The sequence below is a fragment of the Komagataeibacter melaceti genome, assembly GCF_003403295.1.
GTDB classification, from domain to species: Bacteria; Pseudomonadota; Alphaproteobacteria; order Acetobacterales; family Acetobacteraceae; genus Komagataeibacter; species Komagataeibacter melaceti.
The window spans coordinates 43,536-65,114 of the sequence record NZ_QUWV01000071.1 but is presented as its reverse complement, the minus strand read 5'-3'; the positions used below and the strand labels follow the sequence as shown (position 1 = coordinate 65,114).

At 59.3% G+C, this 21,579-nt stretch carries 21 protein-coding genes; 16 read left to right on the top strand and 5 right to left on the bottom strand.

The window, feature by feature from the left end:
* A partial coding sequence (locus DY926_RS09480) for a protoglobin domain-containing protein (protein ID WP_241503140.1) occupies positions 1 to 827 on the bottom strand: 827 nt, incomplete at its 3' end.
* Between the two features lie 959 nt (positions 828 to 1,786).
* Between DY926_RS09480 and DY926_RS09475 the strand changes: the two genes are divergently transcribed.
* Entirely contained in the window at positions 1,787 to 2,911 is a 1,125-nt protein-coding gene (locus DY926_RS09475; RefSeq protein ID WP_196778570.1) for a hypothetical protein, read from the top strand.
* A gap of 41 nt (positions 2,912 to 2,952) precedes the next feature.
* Here DY926_RS09475 and rpoN read toward each other — a convergent pair whose 3' ends face one another.
* From rpoN to modA, 4 genes are read right to left on the bottom strand one after another with little or no spacing between them, the layout of a single operon-like run.
* Positions 2,953 to 4,341, bottom strand: a complete 1,389-nt coding sequence (gene rpoN / locus DY926_RS09470) for an RNA polymerase factor sigma-54 (protein ID WP_116703152.1) — start codon at positions 4,339 to 4,341, stop codon at positions 2,953 to 2,955.
* Positions 4,342 to 4,345: 4 nt separating this feature from the next.
* Complete coding sequence (locus DY926_RS09465; protein WP_116703151.1) at positions 4,346 to 5,071, bottom strand: molybdenum ABC transporter ATP-binding protein; 726 nt, start codon at positions 5,069 to 5,071, stop codon at positions 4,346 to 4,348.
* On the bottom strand, positions 5,068 to 5,754 hold the full coding sequence (gene modB, locus DY926_RS09460) for a molybdate ABC transporter permease subunit (RefSeq protein ID WP_116703150.1): 687 nt from the start codon (positions 5,752 to 5,754) through the stop codon (positions 5,068 to 5,070). The genes DY926_RS09465 and modB overlap by 4 nt, the downstream gene beginning before the upstream one ends.
* On the bottom strand, positions 5,751 to 6,527 hold the full coding sequence (gene modA / locus DY926_RS09455; RefSeq protein ID WP_116703149.1) for a molybdate ABC transporter substrate-binding protein: 777 nt from the start codon (positions 6,525 to 6,527) through the stop codon (positions 5,751 to 5,753). Before modA ends, modB begins: the two co-directional genes overlap by 4 nt.
* Before the next feature lie 256 nt (positions 6,528 to 6,783).
* Between modA and DY926_RS09450 the strand changes: the two genes are divergently transcribed.
* The 15 genes from DY926_RS09450 (at position 6,784) to DY926_RS09380 (ending at position 21,568) form a co-directional block, all read left to right on the top strand.
* Complete coding sequence (locus tag DY926_RS09450; protein ID WP_116703148.1) at positions 6,784 to 7,362, top strand: DUF2478 domain-containing protein; 579 nt, start codon at positions 6,784 to 6,786, stop codon at positions 7,360 to 7,362.
* Between the two features lie 243 nt (positions 7,363 to 7,605).
* On the top strand, positions 7,606 to 9,369 hold the full coding sequence (nifA, locus tag DY926_RS09445) for a nif-specific transcriptional activator NifA (RefSeq protein WP_116703147.1): 1,764 nt from the start codon (positions 7,606 to 7,608) through the stop codon (positions 9,367 to 9,369).
* A gap of 150 nt (positions 9,370 to 9,519) precedes the next feature.
* The gene (nifB, locus tag DY926_RS09440; protein WP_116703146.1) at positions 9,520 to 10,995 is read left to right on the top strand and encodes a nitrogenase cofactor biosynthesis protein NifB; all 1,476 of its coding nucleotides are present in this window, start codon (positions 9,520 to 9,522) and stop codon (positions 10,993 to 10,995) included.
* Positions 10,996 to 11,035: 40 nt separating this feature from the next.
* Positions 11,036 to 11,230, top strand: coding sequence for a 4Fe-4S binding protein (locus tag DY926_RS09435; RefSeq protein WP_025812209.1), 195 nt, complete (start codon positions 11,036 to 11,038; stop codon positions 11,228 to 11,230).
* 21 nt (positions 11,231 to 11,251) lie between these two features.
* Positions 11,252 to 12,070 (top strand): 4Fe4S-binding leucine-rich repeat protein, encoded by an 819-nt coding sequence (locus DY926_RS09430; RefSeq protein ID WP_116703145.1) that lies wholly within the window; start codon positions 11,252 to 11,254, stop codon positions 12,068 to 12,070.
* Positions 12,054 to 12,332 (top strand): nitrogen fixation protein NifZ, encoded by a 279-nt coding sequence (locus DY926_RS09425; protein WP_116703144.1) that lies wholly within the window; start codon positions 12,054 to 12,056, stop codon positions 12,330 to 12,332. Before DY926_RS09430 ends, DY926_RS09425 begins: the two co-directional genes overlap by 17 nt.
* Positions 12,329 to 12,550 carry a putative nitrogen fixation protein NifT gene (nifT, locus tag DY926_RS09420; RefSeq protein ID WP_116703143.1) on the top strand — a complete coding sequence of 74 codons (222 nt, stop codon included), beginning with the start codon at positions 12,329 to 12,331 and terminating at the stop codon, positions 12,548 to 12,550. The genes DY926_RS09425 and nifT overlap by 4 nt, the downstream gene beginning before the upstream one ends.
* Positions 12,547 to 13,377 carry an SIR2 family NAD-dependent protein deacylase gene (locus DY926_RS09415; RefSeq protein ID WP_116703142.1) on the top strand — a complete coding sequence of 277 codons (831 nt, stop codon included), beginning with the start codon at positions 12,547 to 12,549 and terminating at the stop codon, positions 13,375 to 13,377. Before nifT ends, DY926_RS09415 begins: the two co-directional genes overlap by 4 nt.
* 275 nt (positions 13,378 to 13,652) lie before the next feature.
* Entirely contained in the window at positions 13,653 to 14,552 is a 900-nt protein-coding gene (gene nifH, locus DY926_RS09410) for a nitrogenase iron protein (RefSeq protein ID WP_116703141.1), read from the top strand.
* A 66-nt stretch (positions 14,553 to 14,618) separates the two neighbouring features.
* The gene (gene nifD, locus DY926_RS09405) at positions 14,619 to 16,115 is read left to right on the top strand and encodes a nitrogenase molybdenum-iron protein alpha chain (protein WP_116703140.1); all 1,497 of its coding nucleotides are present in this window, start codon (positions 14,619 to 14,621) and stop codon (positions 16,113 to 16,115) included.
* 62 nt (positions 16,116 to 16,177) lie between these two features.
* Positions 16,178 to 17,713, top strand: a complete 1,536-nt coding sequence (gene nifK, locus DY926_RS09400) for a nitrogenase molybdenum-iron protein subunit beta (protein ID WP_116703139.1) — start codon at positions 16,178 to 16,180, stop codon at positions 17,711 to 17,713.
* A 60-nt stretch (positions 17,714 to 17,773) separates the two neighbouring features.
* Positions 17,774 to 19,225 (top strand): nitrogenase iron-molybdenum cofactor biosynthesis protein NifE, encoded by a 1,452-nt coding sequence (gene nifE, locus DY926_RS09395; RefSeq protein ID WP_116703138.1) that lies wholly within the window; start codon positions 17,774 to 17,776, stop codon positions 19,223 to 19,225.
* Complete coding sequence (gene nifN / locus DY926_RS09390; RefSeq protein WP_116703137.1) at positions 19,226 to 20,623, top strand: nitrogenase iron-molybdenum cofactor biosynthesis protein NifN; 1,398 nt, start codon at positions 19,226 to 19,228, stop codon at positions 20,621 to 20,623. It abuts the gene before it with no gap.
* Complete coding sequence (nifX, locus tag DY926_RS09385) at positions 20,595 to 21,098, top strand: nitrogen fixation protein NifX (RefSeq protein ID WP_116703136.1); 504 nt, start codon at positions 20,595 to 20,597, stop codon at positions 21,096 to 21,098. The genes nifN and nifX overlap by 29 nt, the downstream gene beginning before the upstream one ends.
* A 2-nt stretch (positions 21,099 to 21,100) precedes the next feature.
* The gene (locus tag DY926_RS09380; RefSeq protein WP_116703135.1) at positions 21,101 to 21,568 is read left to right on the top strand and encodes a NifX-associated nitrogen fixation protein; all 468 of its coding nucleotides are present in this window, start codon (positions 21,101 to 21,103) and stop codon (positions 21,566 to 21,568) included.
* Positions 21,569 to 21,579 lie beyond the last annotated feature (11 nt).

The following is a 21,579-nucleotide window of genomic DNA, read 5'->3' as shown; positions in this document are numbered from 1 at the left end:
AGTGTGCGGCGGGACAGGTCATCCGCCGCACAGCTGATCTCACGGATCGCACCTTCGATCGAGCCGGTCACCTGTGCCACGGACTGCAGCGACTGCCGCAGCGTGCCCACCGCGTTATTGAAGTCGGCGCGGAGCGGTTCATAGGCTTCAGGCAGTTCGGCGGCCAGTTCGCAGGTCAGGTCCTTGTTGGCAATGCGCGTCATGGCCTTGCCAAAGCTCTCGCATACCAGTTCCTGCTCCTTTGATGTCGCGTCGGTCTGGCCTGCCAGCCTGGCTTTCTCCGCCTCGTCGATATAGACGGAAATGGCGAGATCCATGTCCAGCATCACGGCCTTCGACAGGCTGCCCAGTGTCTCCCCGAACTCGGCGGCATTCATGCCTGAATCGGAGAACAGCCGCTTTTTGGGGAAGTGCTCCTTGATCGCCGCCTTGATGAGATGGTCAAGGATGATGGCGTATCCGCCTATGTACCAGCGGGGTTCAAGGCCGATACGCGCATGCACCATGCCGATCCTGCGCACGCGGGCGGCATAGTCATGATTGAAATTGCCGCTTGAAATATTACCCCAGTGGACGGCCTGCGCCCCTTTTGCATGTTCGATATCCGTCTCGGATGCAAAAAATTTTCTTGTGGCGGGGTTCTGGCGGACCTGACCATAAAATTTATCAAGGGCAACCGGGAGTTCCCGCTGGACCAGTGCCTTGAGCGCGCGGAGTGCCGTGCAGTTCTGCGGGGTCATCTGCATGAGTTCCAGACGCTCGCTCACAGCCTGGATTTCAGCCTTCACTCTGTCTGCTTCGGCTATTTTGCGCAGCGTGTTCGGCATCGGATACTCCGGAAACGTATGTGTGAAGCTCTTGATGGTATGATTACGATCCACGCCGGTCCCATGTTGTGGAACAGCATTGATCCAACGGCAGGTATCTATTGCGATACGCTGTTTTTAAAATTCATCTGGTCATTGTTCTTGGGGCGGCGAAACACGCGAACCTGTTCATGCAATGCTGTGATGATAGCAAACCTGCCATGATTTTCCAGAATAATTAATAAATTCATAAAAAACATTTGTTTCCCGGATTAAATTCCTTTTGGCTTTGGTTGAATGGTAGGAACGCAGACGTCAGAATGTCGTAATTACGACAGTATTCAGGCTGGTATCTTCCGTCACTCGTCGGTCATCCGGTTATGGATGGTGCATGGTGGTTGAAGGAGGATATATTTCTTTTCCGTACCGCTGGTGCCCTGTTTTCCATATTGACTGCATGCACCGTCCGGCCTGTGGAAAACCGGGCAAATGAACATGCGCTCCCCCTGAGTGTCCCGCCGCAAAAAGAATGCCATTCACCCTGCGGGTATTGCGGACCTGGAACACCATGGCGTTTTTGAAAGACGTTATGACAGGGCCTGAACCCGATCGGCAGGCGGCCTATTTGGTGCGGGCAAGGTGCCTGCTGGAAACCCCTCCGGTATAATTTACCGGTGGCCTCTTGCAATTTCTGTAGCGGGCAGGCGGGGTGAAGGAGCGTTCCCCAAAGCCTGTAGCAGGCGGAATGTTGTGGTAGCCAGCAACAGTGACTGTCTCATCAACCCTGAGAAGACGGGCTGACGAAATCCTTGAACATACCGACAATGTGTTACAACCTGCGGGCCGTCACCGGCTATTGGCAGTTATGCAACGCAACGTGTTACAGGTTGATTTTCGTTTTATTCATTTTCCACAATGGTTTAGGTGTGCAGTAACAGTCAGTCCGCAGCGGACCATGAAAAATCATACATAGGCCCCCCATGAGCATAAAAAAGAAAATCAGTGCGTTTATCACACGTCCGTTAAACAGGAGAGTGAGGGCAATATTAGAAAAGCAGGTTAACGCGATCTCGGATGAATATAATGAACGGAAACTGCGTCTTCTGCTTAGTCTTGTCAATCAGGATTCACAGCCGAATATTAACGCACTGAATGAGAGGTTGCGTAATATTGACGCAACTTCGTTGAATATCAAGGCAATGGGGTACCGTCTGGCACGTTCGCTGGTAGATGCCCTGCCACCTGTCCAGCATGATGGGCCGCAGGATATAGCGATAAAATCCAAACTCTGCACTCAGGAGGATATGGAAAGCGACTGGTCCCGATACTGGACATCCGAGCTGAAGGTTCCCCTCATTCTCCATAGAAAGATATGGGAACACACCTATCTGCTTCAGGCATTGTATTCCACGGGCAATATTTCCCCAGATAAGAAGGGGCTGGGGTTTGGCTGCGGCGTTGAACCGATCCCCAGTTACCTTGCCGCCAAGGGGGTCAGCACAACCATTACCGACCTGCCGCCCGAACATCAGCAGACTTCGGGGTGGATGAGCAGTAATGAATATGCGCAGACGCTGGAAAATGCGTATATGGAGCATCTGGTTGACAGGGATACTTTCAACCGCATGGTCAGTCACCGGTTTGTGGATATGAATGCCATACCGGATGACCTTTCCGGATATGATTTCTGCTGGTCGATCTGCGCGCTGGAGCATCTGGGATCAATCCAGAAAGGACTGGATTTTATTGAGAACTCCCTCCGCACCCTCCGCCCCGGCGGTACGGCGGTCCATACGATGGAATTCAACATCAACCCGGATGGACCGACCATAGACAACTGGATAACCGTTCTGTTCCAGCGCAAACATATTGAGGAATTCGCCCGGAAAATGGAGGCGGCAGGGCACAAGGTCGCACAGCTTGATTTCAATGCGGGCAACCGTCCGATGGACCAGTTCATTGATGTGCCGCCATGGGGCGGGCACCTGATGAACAATGTGAGCGAGGAGCTGGGAATAAGCACCAACCAGCATCATCTGAAACTTGCCATCGACGGGTTTGTGGCCACATGCTTCGCAATAACGATCACAAAAGGCCCTGAATGATCCCGGTCCGTTCAGTAATGGAAACGGCCCGTGCCATCCCTTCAGGCAGGTGCTATGGAACTGTTGGCACGCTGCCTGCGCTGGACCGAATTGGGAAAGCCCATGCCCTCGCGGTATTTTGCAACGGTGCGCCGGGCGACTTCTATCCCTTTGCCGCGCAGTTGGGCCGCAATGGCGTCATCCGATAACGGGGCGGTTGGCTGTTCCCCCTGGATCATCTGCCTGATCTGGTTCTGGATGGCGAGGCTGCTGTGCATCTCGCCATTCTGCCCCGGCAGGGCCGCGACAAAGAAGAACTTGAGCGGCAGGATGCCACGAACGGTGGCAATATATTTGTTGGCCGTAACACGGCTGACGGTGCTTTCGTGCATATCAAGGCTTTCCGCCACCATGCGCAGCGTCAGTGGTGCAAGGCCCGCGGGCCCCTGTGTCAGGAATTTTTCCTGACGCCGCATGATCTCCGTGGCGACACGCAGGATCGTTATGCTTCTTTGCTGGAGCGAGCGGATCAGCCAGTTCGCGCTGGTCAGATGCTCCGCCAGAAAGGCGCGCTCCGTTGCGTGGGCACGTAGGGAAATACGGGTGCTGAGGGCGCTGTTTATGACAACACGTGGTGTTGTATCGGGGTTCAGTTCCAGTATCCAGCCGGATTCCGGGGTGTGTTCCATCAATATGTCAGGCACGGCCAGACCCGGATTGCCCGATAATGCCTCCGCGCCCGGTTTCGGATTGAGTGCACGCAGGTCGGAGACCATATCGTGCATGTCCTCAAGGTCCACATTACAGACCTGGCATAGCCGCTTGAGGTCATGACGTGCCAGCAGGTCGAGATTTTCCAGCAGTTTTTCCATTGCCGGGTCCATCCGGTTCCGCTCTTCCAACTGGACCCGCAGGCATTCATGCAGGGATTGTGCAAACAGCCCCGGCGGGTCCAGGCGCATCATCCGCTGCCGCACCGCTTCGACCTGCGATGCAGGCACCCCGAGCATACCGGCAATCTCCCCGGGCGGGAGCGACAGGCGGCCGACGGCATCAAGCCCGCTGATCAGGTGCGCACCGATTTCACGCTCGGCCAGGGTGCAGCCCGAGAGTACGAACTGTTCGAATATACGCTCACGCAGTGGTGGGGCGCTGTCGGCAATGCGGGCCATGCCGTCATCATCCAGCCCGCCATCGTGCATCCAGCGCTGCGCCGTGGCGCCGGAATCACGGATGGAGGCGTAGGATACGGTATCCTTCACCCGTGAGGGCACGGGAGCCTCCTCCGTCTCATGCGGCTGTTCGAGGATGGGGTTCTTCTCGACTTCGCTGGCGAGGAATTCCTGCAGTTCGGCGTTGGAGAACTGAAGGATCTGAAGCGACTGCCGCATGCGGACGCTTATGAACAGACCCTGATGCTGTCCTAGTTCCTGGCGATGACCTGTAGCCATGGTTTTATGTTCCCATCATAACATCGGGACCGGCGGCAGATGGCCGGGGCGTGAACGCCTGCCTGTCGTCCCATGTGGGCCTGTGGGTAACGTGACCTGAATCCAGCGTTATGACGCGGTCTGTCAGGCACGCGATTTCATCGGGATCGTGGGAGATATACACGACGGGAATGCTGGCATTCCGGCACAGTGTGCGCAGATAGGGCAGGATTTCCTGCTTTCTGGGCTGGTCCAGGGCGGACAGGGGTTCATCCATCAGCAGCAGCGCGGGCCGGCGCAGCAGGGCGCGGCCAATGGCCACACGCTGTTTTTCTCCACCCGACAGATGGGTCACGCCACGACTAAGCAGGGGTTCAAGGTCCAGCATCGCAATGGTTTCCGAAAAAGCGGATTGCTGCTGCGCCCGCGTGCCGCCAGATGCGCCAAAAAGCAGGTTCTGCCTGACGGACATATGCGTAAAAAGGGAGGGGTCCTGGAACACGAAACCGATCGGCCGTTCCCACGTCGGCACGAAGCGGTGGCTGTCCTGCCATATCTGGCCGTTGAAGTGGCAGTAACCCTCCCGCGCCCGTTCCAGACCGGCAATGCAGCGCAGGATCGTGCTTTTTCCGCAGCCAGAGGGGCCGAACAGGGCGGTCACGCCGTGGGTGGGCGCGCTGAATTCCACATCATAACAAAACCCGCCGGTGCCGCCCCGGAAAGCGGCCTGAAGACCCCGCCCGCTGTTCATGAATCATGCCCCCGGCTACGAAGCTGGAGGGAGGATAGAAGCATGATCGTAATGAACGAGAACACGACCATGCCCGCCGCGATGATATTCGCCTCATGCCAGCGGGCATTTTCCACATAGTCGTACAGTGCGACTGACAGCACCCGTGTATGACCCGGAATGTCCCCGCCAATCATGAGCACAATGCCGAATTCACCCACCGTATGGGCAAAGCCCAGCACGATGGCCGTGGCTATGCCGGGCCATGCCAGCGGAATGACAACACTATGGAAGGTCCGCCATGGCGAGGCGCCAAGCGTCGCCGCGACTTCCAGCGGCCTGCGTCCCATGGCGTGGAATGCATTGTGGATGGGCTGCACGGCAAAGGGCAGGGCATAGAGCAGGGAACCGATCACCAGACCGGGAAAGGTGAAGGCAAGCGTACGCGCGCCCCACAGATGCGCAATCCATCCGCCGGGCCCTGACGGCCCGAAAGCCACCAGAAAATAAAACCCCAGCACACTGGGCGGCAGGACAAGGGGCAGTGAGATGATGGCGCCAATGACGGACTTCCACCACCGCCGCGGCCATGCCAGCCACCATGAAATCGGGAGCGCAAGCGCAATCAGCAGGGTTGTCGTTACCGCTGCCAGTTCCAGCGTCAGGACCACCGCTTCCGTCACGTCGGGGGAGAGGACCGTCATGGCGCAGGGTCTTGCGCCGGAGTGTCCGTAAGATAACCGGCTTCCCTGATCAGGCTGGCAGCTTTTGCGCCATGCAGGAACGCCATGAACTTTCGCGCATGGTCATCATTTTCCGCCCGGGTGAGCAGGATCGCATCCTGCCGGATGGGAGTGTACAAGGCCGGGGGCACAAGCCAGTAGGATCCTTCCCGCAGCGGGCGGATCTGGGCCAGTGCGACGAAGGCCAGTTCGGCATTGCCGCTCTGCGCCAGTTCCAGTGCCTGGCTGACCGACTGCGCCACCACCAGCCTGGGCTGAAGCATGGTATGCAGGCCAAGCCTGTCCAGTGTTTCAATGGCGGCGGTGCCGTAGGGGGCGGTATTGGGGTTGCAGATGGCCAGATGCGTGAAAGCAGCCTGGCGCAGTTCATGTTCATCCGGCCGGGTCTGCGTAGCGGGGCTCCACAGAACCAGTTGGCCAATGGCATAGGTGAAACGGGACGTAGTCACCCCCAGCCCGTTGGCGATCAGGTCGGTCGGGCGCTTCGTATCCGCGCTGAGGAAAATATCAAACGGCGCGCCCTGCGTGACCTGCATGAAAAGCTGCCCGCTTGAACCGGAACTGATTGTCGCGGTTATGCCGGTATTTTGTGTAAATTCCGCCACAAGCTGCTGCGCGGTCCCGGTGAAATTCGCGGCAACGGCCAGCCGGAGCGGGTCGGCCATGGCCTGTCGCGCGGCAAGCAGCGCGATGATGGTGGCGGGCACAAGCAGGATCAGGCGGAATGCACGCATTGCAGTACCTTTTGTCCGGGCCGTGAACCTGTGCGGGGCAGGCGGGGTACGTCCGCCAATGCGCCGAAAGGTCCGGGCAAACGCCAGAGATGACAGGTTACACGCAAAAGCCATGCCACGTTATGGAACTATGTAGAAACGATATATAAATACAGCGTGATATTCGGTACTGAAAAAGTTCTGTCATAATCCGGTGCAGGTTTCGGCACGAAAATTGCGTGTGCCGGACTGTCAATCAAGATAGGGGAGCACAAAGATGCCAGACCACGCAGGTTCATACGCCTATCCGATTGCGGTCATCATGCAGGACAATGACCCGCAGGAAGTCGAGATGGCTTTGTGGCATGCAATCACCATCCTGCGTGCGCGAGGGCTGGAGGTTGGCGGCTTTGTCCAGAAGCGCGGCCGGCTGCGCAGCGACGGCCGGTACGAGATGTATGTGCATGACCTGACGGATGGCTCCCTGGTCCGGCTGGACCGCTATCGCGGCGCGGGCGCGCGTGCATGCACGCTGGATATGGATGCAATGGGCACGATTGCGGTGACGTTGCGAACACGAATCGAACAGGCCCCCGATGTGCTGTTCATCAACCGGTTCGGTGTGCGGGAGGCCGAAGGCGGCGGCCTGCGCACGGAAATAGCGGAAGCCATCTGCCGGGGCATCCCGGTGGTCGTTGTCGTAAGCCGTAATCACCTTCCGGCGTGGGAGGCATTTATTGGTCAGGATCATGCTGCACCGGTCCTGCCGCCGCGCAGCGCAAGCCTGCTTGACTGGGCGCACCTGTACGTGCGCAGCCGGTCCGAAAGACTGCCCGAAGAGCGTTATGCAGAGTAAGTATTCCGGACATCTATATAAAACGGAACATATATCTATTCCCGAACGAATATATACGACAAGACGTAAGCATTAGAAAAATAATGGAAATAGAAAATCTAAGAAATTTGTTATCGAATTCTGGGATGATATGTTTCATATTTTTAAAATGAAGGTTGTAACTCCTGTGCCGGGGTGTCATGTCTATGCATCCCGAAGGAGCATATCTGGGTGCAGTTGGAGAAGTGGGGGGAGGCAATAGACATGCCTGCGGATCACATTCCCTGTCGGCCCGTCAACATGGCAGGCCAGTCAACATGGGCGGAACGCGCTTTATTCGGGCTGCATGAAATTTCAAAAATTTTGTGTGCGCCAACGGAAACTTCCGGAATCATCAAAAGCGTCCTGACCATTCTTGAAAACTTTGTCGATATGAACAACGCCGCCGTTGTCCTGTTCGATGAGGCGGAAAACAACGATACGGTCATCAGCACCTATGCCGATCCCGTTGCCGCCAGAACCTATGTCGGCAGCATGCCCGAACAGGCCATCGGGCAGATCGTTACCAGCCAGCAACCATTGCTGGTACCGGATGTGGCGCTGGATATGAAATACGGTTTTGCCAGGGCCCCGGCGTGGGAGGTCGGCCCCGGTCGCATCGGGATCATCGGCGTGCCCATCATCAGCCGTGAACAGGTGGTTGGTGTCCTGATTCTGGACCGGCCCGCGATTGCACAGGATTCAGTTGTCGGCAGTATTGATGTCAGCCTGCTTTCCATGGTCGCGGGGCTTATGGGGCAGATGCTGCGCCTGCACCGCCTGGTGCAGCGTGACCGTGAACGGCTGATGAAAGATGTCGCACATGAACGCAAGGCCCTGACGGAAGGGGAGGAAAGCGGGAATGATTTCGGCATTGTGGGCAACAGCCCGGCCCTGCGCGCCGTGCTCAAGAAAATCGAGATCGTGGCCCGCAGTAACGTCACCGTCCTGTTGCGTGGTGAGTCCGGCACGGGCAAGGAGCTTTTTGCCCGCGCCATCCATATGGCATCCCCCCGGCAGAACAAGCCTTTCGTTAAACTGAATTGCGCCGCCCTGCCTGAAAGTGTGCTGGAATCCGAACTGTTCGGGCATGAAAAGGGGGCGTTTACTGGAGCACTCAACCAGCGCAAGGGGCGCTTTGAACTGGCTGATGGCGGCACGCTGTTCATGGATGAGATCGGTGAGATTTCACCCAGTTTTCAGGCCAAGCTGCTCCGTGTGCTTCAGGATGGGGAATTCGAGCGTGTGGGAGGCACGCGTACGCTCAAGGTCAATGTCCGCATCGTGACGGCGACAAACCGTAACCTTGAAGAGGCGGTCAGCAAGGGGCGCTTCCGTGCCGACCTGTATTACCGCCTGAGTGTGATCCCCATTTTTCTGCCCGCCCTGCGTGAGCGCATGTCCGATATTCCGTTGCTGGCCGAGGAATTCCTCCGTCGCTTTAACGAAAGCAACCATACCGACCTGTCCATTGATCCCACCGGCGTGGATGTGCTGACTGCGTGCTACTTCCCCGGCAATGTGCGTGAACTGGAAAACTGTATTCGCAGGACGGCAACCCTCGCGCAGGGAGATGTCATTACCGCGCAGGATTTCGCCTGCCGGAGTGATGGATGCCTTTCCTCCATTTTCTGGCGCAATCCTACACCTGCGTCCTCATTACCCGGCCCGCAACTGGCGCAGGACAGCACCGGCACGGTGGATAAGGACACTGTTCCGGCCCCACCGCCGCCCGTGCCGTCCCTGCCGGTTGATGAAGTCGTTGCAGCCCCTGCCGCGTCATCGGCCCCTGACCCGGCGGCGACCTGTCCGTCCTCCTCGGTCTGTTCGGCTGCGCAGGGAGAATGGAGCGCGCAGCGCGAAGAACTGATCGAGGCTATGGAAACGGCGGGATGGGTGCAGGCCAAGGCCGCGCGCATACTGGGCCTGACCCCGCGCCAGATCGGCTATGCCCTGCGCAAGAACGGGATTTCCATTAAAAAATTCTGACGGGAAATGCGTGTCGGAATTGTCGTGGTTGACACATTCCTGTCGCTCTCCTGACGCGGGGGGTTGCGGGGGCACCGGAACCCGCCATCCCCGCGATGGCATGCTTCTTGCGCCGGACCTGATTAGCGAAAGTCAGTCCGGAGAATGGCAATGGCACAGCTCATCAGTCTGGATATGCTTGCACCGCAGGATGCGCAGGGTATGCGTTCGGCCCTGAGCGGTGAGGGCGGATGTTCTTCATCCAGTTGCGGAAGTTCCGATGGTCCGTCCGACCTGCCCCCGGAAATATGGGAAAAGGTCAAGGATCACCCCTGCTATTCGGAGGAGGCGCATCATTATTTCGCCCGCATGCACGTGGCCGTGGCGCCCGCATGCAACATCCAGTGCAATTACTGTAACCGCAAATATGACTGCGCGAATGAAAGCCGCCCCGGTGTCGTATCGGAAAAGCTGACGCCCGTGCAGGCGCGGCGCAAGGTCATTACGGTGGCCAACGAGGTGCCGCAGCTTTCCGTCCTCGGCATCGCCGGGCCGGGTGATGCCTGTTACGACTGGAAAAAGACGCGCGAAACCTTTGCACAGGTGTCACAGGATATTCCGGACATCAAACTGTGCCTCTCGACAAACGGCCTGGCCCTGCCTGACCATGTCGATGAAATCGCGGAAATGAACATCGACCATGTCACGATCACGATCAACATGGTTGATCCGGAAATCGGGACGAAGATCTATCCGTGGATTTTCTACAGGAATAAACGCTGGACGGGTCTGGACGCCTCGAAAATCCTGCATGAGCGTCAGATGCTCGGGCTGGAGATGCTGACTGCGCGCGGCATCCTGACCAAGATCAATTCCGTCATGATCCCCGGTATCAATGACGAACACCTGATCGAGGTGAACCGCGTCGTCAAGGCGAAGGGCGCTTTCCTGCACAACATCATGCCGCTGATTTCCGACCCCGCGCATGGCACGCATTTCGGCCTGACCGGGCAGCGTGGGCCAAAGGCGCAGGAACTCAAGGCCCTGCAGGACCGCCTGTCCGACGGGACCAAGCTCATGCGGCATTGCCGCCAGTGCCGGGCAGATGCAGTCGGCCTGCTGGGTGAGGACCGCGGGCAGGAATTCACGATGGACCAGTTGGCCGATGAAGTGTCCTACGACCCGTCACGCCGGGAAAGCTATCGTGAGGTCGTGGCGCAGGAGCGCGGCGAGCACATGAAGCAGCGCGAGGCCGCCGGGGCGATGCTGGCCGGGATCGATGCGGAGACCCCGGTGCTGGTGGCGGTTGCGACCAAGGGTGGCGGGCGGATCAACCAGCATTTCGGCCATGCCCGTGAATTCCAGATCTACGAGGTCTCGGCAGCGGGGATCACCTTCACCGGCCATCGCAAGGTGGACAATTACTGCGAAGGTGGCTGGGGCGAGGACGCGACGCTGGACAGCACGATCGAGGCGCTGGAAGGCGTGCGCGCCGTGCTGTGCGCCAGGGTTGGGGACTGCCCGCGTGATAGCCTCAACGAAGCCGGGATCGAGGTCAGCCATGACTACGCGCATGACTGGATCGAGGCCGGGATTACCGGCTGGTATTCCGCCAAATTCGGAACGGAAATCCGGCAGACAGCCTGAAAACCGGATTTTTTCAATATAACCCACAGGAGAAAGACCCATGGCCTACAAGATTGTTACATCCCAGTGCACGGTATGCGGTGCCTGCGAATTCGAATGTCCCAACGGCGCGATCACGCTCAAGAACGACCTGTACGTCATCAACCCCAAGAAGTGCACGGAATGTGAAGGGCATTTTGACGTGGCCCAGTGCGCGGAAGTCTGCCCGGTTCCCAATACCTGCATCCCGGCCTGACCTGTTCCGGGGGGCTGTCGCATGAGTGAGGACACGCCGACACACGACACGGCTCGCGCCCCTGCCGATTTCACGCACGAAGCCGTGGACTGGCAGGGGCATCAGGTACGCTGTCGCGACTGCCGGCATGAACCCATGCATCGCGATGGCCGGTGCCAGCGGGGGCGTAGCTGCGTGCGCGACCGCCGGGCGCGGCGGGTGGACAGGTTCTTCCGCCATAACCCGTCGGTGGCGGATGAATACCTCGATCACCCCTATGATGAAGTCCGGGCCATCGCGGTGCGGTACTGCACCATATTCCGGCTTCCCCCGATGCTGGACGACCCGGAAGGGGAGGTCAGGGTCGGGGCGGTCCTGCGCCTGCCGGTTGCACGTATCCTGCCCCTGTCCACCGATCCCGACCGCCGCGTCAGGATCGCACTGGCCAGCAGGCTGGAGGGCAGGGACCTGATCGGGCTTCTGGCCGATGAGGACGCAGGGGTCCGGCTTATGGTGGTGCGCCGCCTTGTGCCGGAAATGCTGCTGACAGCCGTGCGGGACGTGGATGCCGATGTGCGCCGGTGGGTCGCCCGCCGCATCGCACCGGCCTATCTTTCGTCCATGCTGGCTGATCCCGAACCGACGGTGCGCCAGATTGTGGCAACGCGCGTGGCGACGCCGCTGCTTGCGATCCTGGCCACCGATGAAGACCTGCGCGTGCGTTACACCGCGATCGAGCGGCTGCCATCCGACATGCTGCATGAACTTGCCGATGACGATGAACCGCTCATTCAGGATCTGATCAAGTGTCGTCTGTCTGAAGATGTCAGGAAGGAACACCCCGATGGGACTGGGACGTGAGGAAGAAGTCGAGATCCGCAGGCAGCCCGTTTTCATGCCCGGCACGAAAGTGCGCGCGACCCGTTACGTAAAAAATGACGGGACATTCGCGGGCCGCGAAATCGGGGAAATGCTGGTTCACAAGGGCGATGTCGGTTACGTGCGCGACATCGGTGTCTTTCTTCAACGCTATTACATTTATGCCGTCGAATTTATCGACCGTGGAACCGTGGTCGGCATGCGCGCGCGCGAACTCAACCTGGAAGCAGAGGCAGTAAAATGAAGGTCATGGTGCGGCGGGATACGCGTGGACTGTCGATTTACGTACCCAAGAAGGATCTGGAAGAGCCCGTCATTGCCCAGCAGCATGATGCGCTGTGGGGCGGATGGATCAGGCTCAAGAATGGCTGGGTGCTTGAACTGCCGGAAATGGATGCGGAGCCCCGGCTGCCGATTACGGTCAATGCCCGCAAGCTGAGCGAGGAAGGGGAGGGTACATGAGTGACGTCACCCACGAAATCAGCGCGGGCCTGCGTGCGGGGCGGCTGATCCCGTATCTGGGCACGGGGGTTAGCGAATTGCGGCCACCGGGCGATGTACCCGCAAGCCCGGCCGATCTGGCGGCGTTTCTGGGCCGGCAGGTCGCCCTGCCCAAGCGGGCGCGCGGCAACCCGTGGGCGGCGGCGCAGTATATTGAAAGCCGCCGCCACCGTTCCACCCTTACGGCGCTAATGGACAAGGCGTATGCCGAGCCGGTGCAGCCCGTGGGCCTGCATGAGATGCTGGCCGCCTACGCCCCGCCCCTGATTGTTGATACCTGGTACGACGGCGCCATGCGCACGGCACTTGAAGCAGGCTGCCCGCCGGATGCATGGGGTGAAATTCAGGGTATCACCCGCGCGGGTATTGGTGAGTTCCAGTGGTTCCGCGCCTATGACGCGGCCGGTCAGGAAGTGCCGGTCGGGGAAGCACGGGGCTGGAAAACCATCCTGTACAAACCGCATGGTTCGGTCACACCTGCCCATAACTACCTGATTGCGGATTCCGATTATGTCGAGGTCCTGACGGAAATCGACATTCAGACACCCATACCGGAGATTGTCAGGTTCCGGCGTGCCGAATGTGGCTTTGTGTTCCTCGGTTGTCGCTTTGATGACCAGATGCTGCGCATCTATGCCCGGCAGATCATGAAACGCTCCGCCGGCCCCTATTACGCGGTGGTGGAGCCGGAAGTGATGTCACGCAATGAACTGCGTTTTCTGGAGATCAATGGCATCCGGCCCGTCTGTATCTCGCTGGATGCGATGGCGGAGATGCTGGTGGCCTGAGTTCACGTTTTCCCGCCCCCGGATATCTTCCGCCCAGCCGCTGCGCATGTTCCCTGCGCAGCGGTTTTTTTATGGTCGTGGAGTAAAGCAGGATCGGTCCCGTTTTATTGTCGCCTTTGTACGAAGCGCGACAAACCGGTCAAAAAACTGTCGGTTACTGAGTAAAGCAGCCTTTCTTTTTATTATTCCCATGATGGCACGCTGTTTGCGGATGTCCTTATTGGCGGGCCTAAGAGTCCGCAGTCATGCGATTTATCGGAAAACAGGACGATATCATGAGCAAGCTTCGCCAAATCGCCTTTTATGGAAAGGGAGGTATCGGCAAGTCGACGACCTCTCAGAATACCCTCGCGGCGCTGGTCGAAATGGGCCAGAAAATCCTGATCGTCGGCTGCGATCCCAAGGCGGACTCCACCCGTCTGATCCTGAACGCCAAGGCGCAGGATACGGTCCTGAGCCTGGCGGCGGAAGCCGGTTCGGTCGAGGACCTTGAACTCGAAGACGTTCTGAAGCTGGGCTACAAGGGCATCAAGTGCGTTGAGTCCGGTGGCCCGGAACCCGGCGTCGGCTGCGCGGGACGCGGCGTGATCACCTCGATCAACTTCCTCGAGGAAAACGGCGCGTATGACGACGTTGATTACGTCTCCTACGACGTGCTGGGCGACGTGGTCTGCGGCGGGTTCGCCATGCCGATCCGTGAAAACAAGGCGCAGGAAATCTACATCGTCATGTCCGGCGAGATGATGGCCCTGTACGCCGCCAACAACATCGCCAAGGGCATCCTGAAATACGCCCATTCCGGCGGCGTGCGTCTGGGCGGGCTGATCTGCAACGAACGCCAGACCGACCGTGAATATGATCTGGCCGACGCGCTGGCCAAGCGCCTGAACTCCAAGCTGGTTCACTTCGTGCCGCGCGACAATATCGTGCAGCATGCGGAACTGCGCCGCCAGACCGTGATCCAGTATGCGCCGGATTCCAAGCAGGCGGGCGAATACCGCACGCTGGCGGAAAAGGTGCATGCGAATTCGGGCCAGGGCACGATCCCGACCCCGATCACCATGGAAGAGCTGGAAGACATGCTGCTGGAATTCGGCATCATGAAATCCGACGAGCAGGCGCTTGCCGAACTGGCAGCCAGGGAGGCCAAGGCCTCCGCCGCGGCTTCGCTCTGATTGTCAGGATGTCCGGCGGGAGACTGCCGGACATCGTTTCCCGCTTCCACGAAGGGGACCAAGAAAATGAGTTTGGACAAAGACGTTAACGAAAGCGAGTTCCACGCCCGCCTGATCGCGGAAGTGCTGGAAGCGTACCCGGACAAGGCCAAAAAGCGGCGGCAGAAGCACCTCAGTGTCGCCAAGGCGCCGACCGAGGAAGAAAAGGCCGATTCCGCCGAGGGCGAAGTCCTCAGCGATTGCGCGGTCAAGTCGAATGTGAAGTCCATCCCGGGTGTCATGACCATCCGCGGCTGCGCCTATGCTGGCTCGAAGGGCGTGGTGTGGGGTCCGGTCAAGGACATGGTCCATATCAGCCATGGCCCGGTCGGATGTGGCCAGTATTCATGGTCGCAGCGCCGCAATTACTACATCGGCAATACCGGTGTTGACAGCTTCGTCACCATGCAGTTCACGTCCGATTTCCAGGAAAAGGACATCGTGTTCGGCGGTGACAAGAAGCTGGAAACGATCATTGACGAGATCGACACCCTGTTTCCGCTGGCCAAGGGAATTTCGGTGCAGTCCGAATGCCCGATCGGCCTGATCGGTGACGATATCGAAGCCGTTTCGCGCAAGAAGAAAAAAGAAATCGGCAAGACCATCGTGCCGGTCCGCTGCGAGGGGTTCCGTGGCGTTTCCCAGTCACTCGGCCATCACATCGCCAATGACGCGATCCGGGACTGGGTGTTCGACAAGAACGACAGCCCCGAGGAATTCGAGACGACGCCGTACGATGTCAACGTGATCGGTGACTACAACATCGGTGGCGATGCATGGTCTTCGCGTATCCTGCTTGAGGAAATGGGCCTGCGCGTGGTCGGCAACTGGTCCGGTGATGCGACGCTGGCGGAAATGGAACGCGCGCCCAAGGCGAAGCTGAACCTGATCCACTGCTACCGTTCCATGAACTACATCTGCCGCCACATGGAAGAGAAGTACGGTATCCCCTGGGTGGAATACAACTTCTTCGGCCCGTCGCAGATCGCGGCCTCCCTGCGCAAGATTGCCGCGCTGTTTGATGACAGGATCATGGAAGGTGCCGAGCGCGTCATTGCGAAGTACCAGCCGCTGGTCGATGCGGTCCTTGAAAAGTTCCGTCCGCGCCTCGAGGGCAAGAAGGTCATGCTGTACGTCGGCGGCCTGCGCCCGCGTCACGTGGTCAATGCCTATAACGATCTGGGCATGGAAATCACCGGAACGGGTTATGAGTTCGCCCATAACGATGATTACCAGCGCACCGGTCATTACGTTAAGGAAGGCACGCTGATCTATGATGACGTGACCGGCTATGAACTGGAAAAGTTCATTGAAGGTATCCGTCCCGATCTGGTCGGCTCGGGCATCAAGGAAAAATACCCCGTCCAGAAGATGGGCATTCCCTTCCGCCAGATGCATTCATGGGATTATTCGGGTCCGTATCACGGCTATGATGGGTTCGCCATCTTCGCGCGCGACATGGATCTCGCCATCAACAATCCTGTCTGGAGCATGTTCAAGGCTCCGTGGAAAAAAGCTGCCTGAGGCCATAAAGCGGCCCGCGTGCCGTATGGCGCACGCGGGTATGTGAAAGGATTCCCATTACCATGCCTCAAAATGTTGATAAGATCCTCGACCATGCGCCGCTGTTCCGGGAACCGGAATACAAGCAGATGCTGGCCGAAAAGGCGAAGCTGGAGAATATGCCTCCGGCTGAGAAAGTAACCGAAATCGCGGACTGGACCAAAAGCTGGGACTACCGTGAAAAGAACTTTGCCCGCACGTCGCTGTCGGTCAATCCGGCCAAGGCATGCCAGCCGCTGGGCGCGGTTTTCGTGGCGTCCGGCTTTGAACGGACCATGAGCTTCGTGCATGGCTCACAGGGCTGCGTGGCGTATTACCGTTCGCACCTGTCACGGCATTTCAAGGAACCCTCCTCGGCGGTTTCCTCGTCCATGACGGAAGATGCGGCGGTGTTCGGCGGCCTGAACAACATGGTGGATGGCCTGGCCAACACCTACAAGCTGTACGACCCCAAGATGATCGCGGTCTCGACCACCTGCATGGCGGAAGTCATCGGCGATGACCTGCATGCCTTTATCCAGACCGCCAAGGAAAAGGGCTCGGTACCCAAGGAATACGACGTTCCTTTCGCCCACACCCCGGCATTCGTCGGCAGCCATGTCACCGGCTACGACAACATGCTCAAGGGCATCCTCGAGCATTTCTGGAAGGGCAGGACTGCCGTTCCCAACACCTCCATCAACATCATTCCGGGTTTTGACGGTTTTGCGGTGGGTAACAACCGTGAACTCAAGCGCATCCTCGGCCTGATGGGTGTGGAATACACGATCCTGTCGGATGTGTCGGACCAGTTCGATACCCCGTCGGATGGTGAGTTCCGCATGTATGACGGCGGCACCAAGATCGAAGCGGCGCGTGACGCGGTCAACGCGGCGGCCACGATCTCGCTGCAGGAATACTGCACGCCCAAGACCCTTGAATACTGCGCGGGCTTTGGCCAGAAGACGGCGGCCCTGCATTACCCGCTGGGTGTGGCGGGAACTGACGAACTGCTCCAGACCATCTCCGAACTGTCGGGCAAGCCCATCCCGCAGGAACTGGAAATGGAGCGTGGCCGCCTGATTGACGCGATGGCCGATAGCCAGTCCTGGCTGCACGGCAAGACCTACGCGATCTACGGTGACCCCGACTTCGTGTACGGCATGGCGCGCTTCATCATGGAAACGGGTGGCGAGCCGAAGCACTGCCTGGCCACCAACGGCAGCAAGGCCTGGGAAGAAAAGATGCAGGCCCTGTTCGACAGCTCGCCCTTTGGCGCTGGCTGCAAGGCATGGGGCGGCAAGGACCTGTGGCACATGCGTTCGCTGCTGGCCACCGAGGAAGTCGATCTGCTGATCGGCAATTCCTATGGCAAGTATCTGGAGCGTGACACCAATACCCCGCTGATCCGCCTCATGTTCCCGATCTTTGACCGGCATCATCATCACCGCTTCCCGGTATGGGGTTATCAGGGCGCGCTGCGTGTTCTGGTGACGTTGCTGGACAAGATTTTCGACAAGCTGGACGACGAGACGATGGACCCCGGCGTGACGGATTATTCCTTTGATCTGACACGCTAATGTTCGCGCCGGGCGGCTATGTGCCGCCCGGATGCGCGGGAAAACAGGTTGGAGAGGACGATGAGCGACGCTTTGAAGGCGAAGGTTGCCGAACTGTTCAACGAGCCGGGCTGCGACAAGAACGCGGCAAAAGGTGAGAAGGAACGCAAGAAAGGTTGCTCCAAACCGCTGACGCCGGGTGCGGCTGCGGGCGGCTGCGCGTTTGATGGCGCCAAGATCGCGCTTCAGCCAATTACGGATGTGGTCCATCTCGTTCATGGTCCGCTGGCGTGTGAAGGCAATGGCTGGGACAACCGGCATGCGGCCAGTTCCGGGCCAAGGCTGTACCGGCTGGGGGTGACGACCGACCTGTCCCAGATGGATATTGTCATGGGGACGGGCGAAAAAAGACTGTACAAAGCCATCAAGGAGGTGATCGCGCGCTACGCGCCACCTGCCGTTTTCGTTTATTCCACCTGTGTTCCCGCATTGATCGGTGATGATATCGGCGCGGTATGCGCCTATGCATCCGACAAACTCGGCACGCCCTGCATACCCGTGGATGCGCCGGGATTTGTGGGGTCCAAGAATCTGGGCAACAAGCTGGCGGGCGAGGCCCTGCTCGATCATGTGATCGGTACGATGGAGCCGGAAGTCAGCACGCCTTTCGACATCAATATTTTAGGTGAATACAACCTGTCCGGTGAACTGTGGCAGGTCCGGCCCCTGTTCGAGGCTCTTGGCATCCGTGTGCATGCCTGTGTGACGGGCGATGCCCGGTATCGCGAAGTGGCGTCCGCGCACCGTGCGAAAGTGAACATGATGGTGTGCTCGACCGCACTCATCAATGTCGCACGCAAGATGGAAGAACGCTGGGGCATCCCTTATTTTGAGGGGTCATTTTACGGCATAAGCGACACCTCCACCGCCCTGCGCTCGGTGGCGAAACTGCTGGTGTCGCGCGGCGCGCCCGAAGACCTGATTGCCCGGACCGAGGCCCTGATTGCGGCGGAGGAAGCGCGGGCATGGGCGCGGATCGAACCCTATCGCCAGCGCCTGGCTGGCAAGCGCGTGCTGCTTTACACGGGCGGCGTCAAATCATGGTCGATCGTATCCGCCCTGCAGGAGATGGGGATGGTGGTGGTCGGCACCTCGGTCCGCAAATCCACCGATAACGACAAGCAGAAAATCAAAGACATCATGGGCGGGGATGCGCACATGGTCGAAAGCATTCCCCCGCGTGAGATGTATGCCCAGCTCCGCCGGGGTGATGCCGACATCCTGCTATCGGGCGGGCGCACGCAGTTTGTCGCACTCAAGGCGCGGGTGCCATGGCTCGACATCAATCAGGAACGCCATGAAGCCTATGCCGGATATGACGGCATGGTCACGCTGGTGCAGGAACTCGACCGTTCGCTGTCCAATCCGGTCTGGGCGGAAGTGCGGCGTCTGGCGCCGTGGGAGGAAGGTGAAACGGAAGACTGGCTGGACGATAACGTGCCCCGCCTGACACCCCTGGCAAGGGAGGGATAGATGGCTGAAATCATCAAGTCACGTAAGCCCGTCTCCATCAACCCGCTCAAGTCGTCCACGCCACTGGGTGCTGCGCTGGGCTATCTGGGCATAGAGGGGGCGGTGCCGCTGCTGCATGGGTCGCAGGGGTGTACGTCCTTCGCGCTCGTGCTGCTTGTCCGGCATTACAAGGAGGCCATCCCGCTACAGACAACCGCGATGGATGAAGTCGCGACCATTCTGGGTGCGGCGGGCAATATGGAAGAAGCCCTGCTGAACCTGCAGCGCCGGATGAAACCGCGTTTTATCGGCATAGCCTCCACCGCGCTGGTGGAAACGCGGGGCGAGGATTATGCCGGGGACCTGAAGCTGATCCTTGCGCGACAGCCCGAACTGGCGGACACGTCCGTCGTATTCGCCTCCACCCCTGATTACATAGGTGCCCTGGAGGATGGATGGGCCGCAGCAGTCAGTGCGGTCATTGATGGCGTGGTGGCGCCATGGTCGCCCGCCGTGACATCCTTCCAGCAAGTCAATGTCCTGCCGGGTGTCAACCAGACGCCTGCCGACATCGAGTACCTGCGTGACCTGATTGAAAGTTTCGGGCTGTACCCGGTTATCCTGCCGGACCTGTCCGGCTCGCTGGACGGGCACATTGCCGAGGACTGGTGCGCAACAACGCAGGGTGGCGCAAGGCTGGAGGAAGTGGCGCAGATGGCGCGCGCCGTGCATACCATCGCCATTGGCGAACATATGCGCCAGCCCGCCGACCTGCTGTGCAGCCTGACCGGTGTGCCGGTAACGGTATTTTCCACCCTGACGGGGCTGGCGCCCAATGACCGCCTGCTGTCCCTGCTTTCACATATTTCGGGCCGGGCGGTGCCGGGGCGCTACCGCCGCCAGCGCAGCCAGCTTCTGGATGCGATGCTGGACGGGCACTTCCATTTTGGTGGCAAGCGGATCGCCATTGCGGCGGACCCGGACCTGCTGTTCAGCCTGTCGCAGTTCTTTACCAGCATGGGCGCGAAAATCGTGGCCGCCGTGGCGTCCACCGCCAATTCCCCCAACCTGGCCCAGATCCCGACGGAGCGCGTCATCATTGGCGATCTGACGGATATGGAGGATGCGGTGCGTGCCGCTGGCGGGGCGGATCTTCTGGTAACCCACAGCCATGGCCGACAGTCCGCCCGGCGGCTGGGCATTCCCCTGCTGCGGGTGGGTTTTCCCATTTTTGACCGGCTGGGCACGGCTCATATGCACACGGTTGGGTACTGCGGCACGCGGGACCTCATTTTCCGTGTCGCCAACCTGTTCATGGGGCAGATGCATGAACACAAGCCGGACGATTTCGCGCCCGCGCGGCCTGCCCCTTTCAACGAGGAGATTGTGCATGACAGCGCGTCACTTGCAGCTCATTGATCCCGCGCCAGCCGATGGTGGCGCAGGTAAAGCCGAGACTGCACCCGTGCCCCGGCTGCGTATCGCGATCGCGACGCAGGATATGAAGTCCCTGAACGCGCATTTCGGCTCGGCGCGCCGGTTTGCCGTATGGGACGTAACCCCGGACGAGGCGCATTTTGTCGAGGCCGTGGGCTTTGATGAAGTGTCGGACGAATCTGGCGCGCACAAGGTTGAAGGGGATGACAGGATCGGCCCCAAGGTCGAGGCCCTGACCGGTTGCAACCTGCTTTTCGTGCTGGCGATTGGCGGACCGGCCGCAGCCAAGGTGGTGGGCGCGCGCATCCACCCGGTCAAGCTGCCCACGGCGCAGAGCATACCGTCCGTTATCGAACGTGTGCAGACCATGATGTCCGGCAACCCCCCGCCATGGCTGCGCAAGGCCATGGGGGCAGCGACACCACGCTCCATGGATTTTCTGGATGAGGAAGACTGACGATGTCGCAGACAGGTAATGAAACCATTGATGACCCCATGGCGACGCCGTTCATGAAGGCGCTGGTCGGGCGTATCCGGGCGGAAGACATGTACGGCGCATGGGAGCGCAAGAAGGATACGGCGCTGCTGGACGATTACATCGTTACGAAGGAAGAACGCCGCGCCATGCCGATGATCAGCGACCCGGACCCCGATACGCTGGCGCGTGTCGAGACCTTCTATCAGGCCGTGGGCCTCGCGATCGAGCAGGAGACCGGGCTTATGGCGTCACCGATGATGAAGATGAGCCATGAGGGGTTTGGCCGCGTGATCCTGACCACCGGCAGGCTGGTCGTTCTGGCGAAGTCACTGCGTGACGTGCACCGCTTCGGGTTTGAAAACCTGTCGGCGCTGGCGCGTGAAGGGGAAAAGGCGGTTCGTCAGGCGATCAGCCAGATCGAGGAATTTCCAGAAGTCGCACGGGCATAACGGAGGGACGG